Below are 2,336 nucleotides of genomic sequence, written 5' to 3'. Positions count from 1 at the left end.
CCCCCACCGGACCGTCGGCACCGCCCCAGGACCGTCGGTACCGCCCCCGCCCGCCCTTCCTCCCGATAACTCCGACGGCATATGCCCATAAGCCCGAGCGGGGGTCGTGGGCGCCGTACATATGTGCCGCGAGGCGTGTTGTTCGGCAAAACACACGGTCACGGCATCTCCGTATGTTCGGTGTGCGACCTCCCTCTCATCCGGCGTCGCGAGCGCAACCTCTGCCCGTAGACTCCCTCGCGTGACACGTTGCGGGCCGGTTGGCAAGATGGCCCAGGCGGTCGGCAAGGTGCGGTAACAGGGAGGAAGCGTCTCGTGAGCAGCAGGCCATCCCGAGGCGCTGCTCGCCTCGCAGCCATACTGGACGCGCTGCCCGACGCGTTGGTGCTGGTCAACGCCAATGGGACCGTCGTCAACGCGAACACCATCGCCCTGGAGGCCTTCGAGGCCCCGGGTACCGCCCTGGTGGGGCGCGGGCTGCTGGACCTTCTCCCCGAGTTCGACTCCCGGCTGATTCCGGGGTCGATGCGCCGGCCCGACACCATGGACCCGACCGGGCGGACCAAGCCGACCCGCATGATCGCCCGCCGGACCGACGGCAGCGAGTTCCCGGTCGAGGTCACAAGCGCGAATCTGGAGAACGGGCAGCAGGCGTACGACGGTTACGGCTACGCCAATGACGAGCTGCTCATGCTGGTCGTACGCGACCTCTCCGGCACCGTCGACACCGAGGCCGAACTCGCGCGTTCGCAACGGCAGACCGAGATGATCCTGCGGGCCGTGGCCGAGGGCGTCGTGGGGACGGACACCGACGGGCGGATCGTCCTCGTGAACCCGGCCGCCGCCCAGATTCTGGGTTACCGGGCCAGTGATCTCGGCGGGCGCGAGCTGCACACGCTCGTCCTGCACTCCCGCGAGGACGGCTCCCCCTTCCCGTACGGCGAGTCCCCGCTCGCCGACACCCTGCGGTCCGGGCGCAAGCACCGGGTGCGCGGCCAGGTGCTGTGGTCCAAGAGCGGCGACAAGGTGTCGGTCGACCTGACGACCGCGCCGGTACGCGACGGGGACCAGCTCGTCGGGGCCGTGATGACGTTCACCGACCGGCGGCCGTACGACCAGCTCGCCGAGGAGAAGAGCACCGAGGCCGAGCGGCACGCGGAGGAGCTGAAGCAGCTCTCCGAGGAGCACGCCGAGGAACTGGAGGGCGTGCGGGAGCAGCACACCGCCGAACTCACCGAGCTGCGCGAGAAGCACGCCGAGGAACTCGCCGCCGGTGACGAGCGGTACGCGGCCCTCGGCGAGCGGGAGAAGGACCGCTACGAGGCGCTGGCCGCGCGGCACGAGCAGCTGCTCGCCGTGCTGGGCACGTCCCTGCGCGGCCCTCTCGACCAGCTCCGCAGCGAACTGGGCACCCTCGCCGCCGACGACGCCGGACAGCTGTGGCCCGAGGCCAACCAGGTCCTCCACCACCTCACCGCCGGCTACTCGCGGATCACGACCCTGATCGACAACGTGCTGGGATACCAGCGGATCGACGCCGGCGAGGAAGGCCTCGTCCGTACGACGGTCATGCTCGACGCCGTCGTCGCCGCCGGTGTCGACGGGGCCGTGGAACTGGTCGGGCCGGGGCGGGTGCAGTTCGCCGTGCACGCGCCGCCCATCGAGGCCGAGGTAGACCAGGCGCGGCTCGCGACCGCGCTCGCGCACCTGATCGCGGACGTCGCCGGCGTCGACGCGACCGGCAACGCGCCCATGTCCGTCGGCGGCTACATGGACAACACCGTCGTCGTGGCGGCGGCGCAGCGCGGCGAGGTCGTACGGATCGAGGTCCGCGGCCCCTACGCCGGGGGAGACCCGGTGCACCAGCCGATCGTCCAGGGGATCGTGCGCGCGCACGGAGGTGTGCTGCAGACGCACGAGGTGCCGGGGATGAGCGGCAGCGCATACGTGCTGGAGGTGCCGCTCGGGGGCGGCGCGGGCACGGTTCCCGTGCAGGCGCCGGTCGTGGCCCTCGACGAGTCCGCGCTCCCCGCGGAGTCGACTGCCGACGCCGGTCCCGTGGCCGCCGGCGCCGAGGTCTCATTGCCCGAGCAGGCCGCCGGCGCCGGTGGTGGAGCCGGTGGTGGGCGGCGTCGGGCCCGGCGGTCGTCCGTGGACGCGTTCCTGGACAGCGACGACGCCCCCGAGGCGGAGGCCGCTTCGGCCGCGCCTCCCACCGGGCGTCGTCGGCGCCGGGCCGAGGACGCCGCGGGCGGTCCCTCCGCCGGTGACGCGCCCGTGCCCGTGCAGGGCGGCGCCGACGAGGCCGGGGGCACCGGGCGCGTCACCGGCGGAGG

1 protein-coding gene is annotated in these 2,336 nt (G+C 72.8%); it reads left to right on the top strand.

Going from position 1 to position 2,336, the window contains the following annotated elements:
* Positions 1–315: 315 nt before the first annotated feature.
* Positions 316–2,336: PAS domain-containing protein (locus tag AOK15_RS36690; protein WP_167738898.1), on the top strand; the 2,021-nt coding region annotated here is incomplete at its 3' end.

It is taken from the genome of Streptomyces ossamyceticus, from assembly GCF_001418475.1.
Lineage (GTDB): Bacteria > Actinomycetota > Actinomycetes > Streptomycetales > Streptomycetaceae > Streptomyces > Streptomyces ossamyceticus.
Note: the sequence above shows the minus strand (reverse complement) of the source record. Positions and strands in the feature narration are given on the sequence as shown.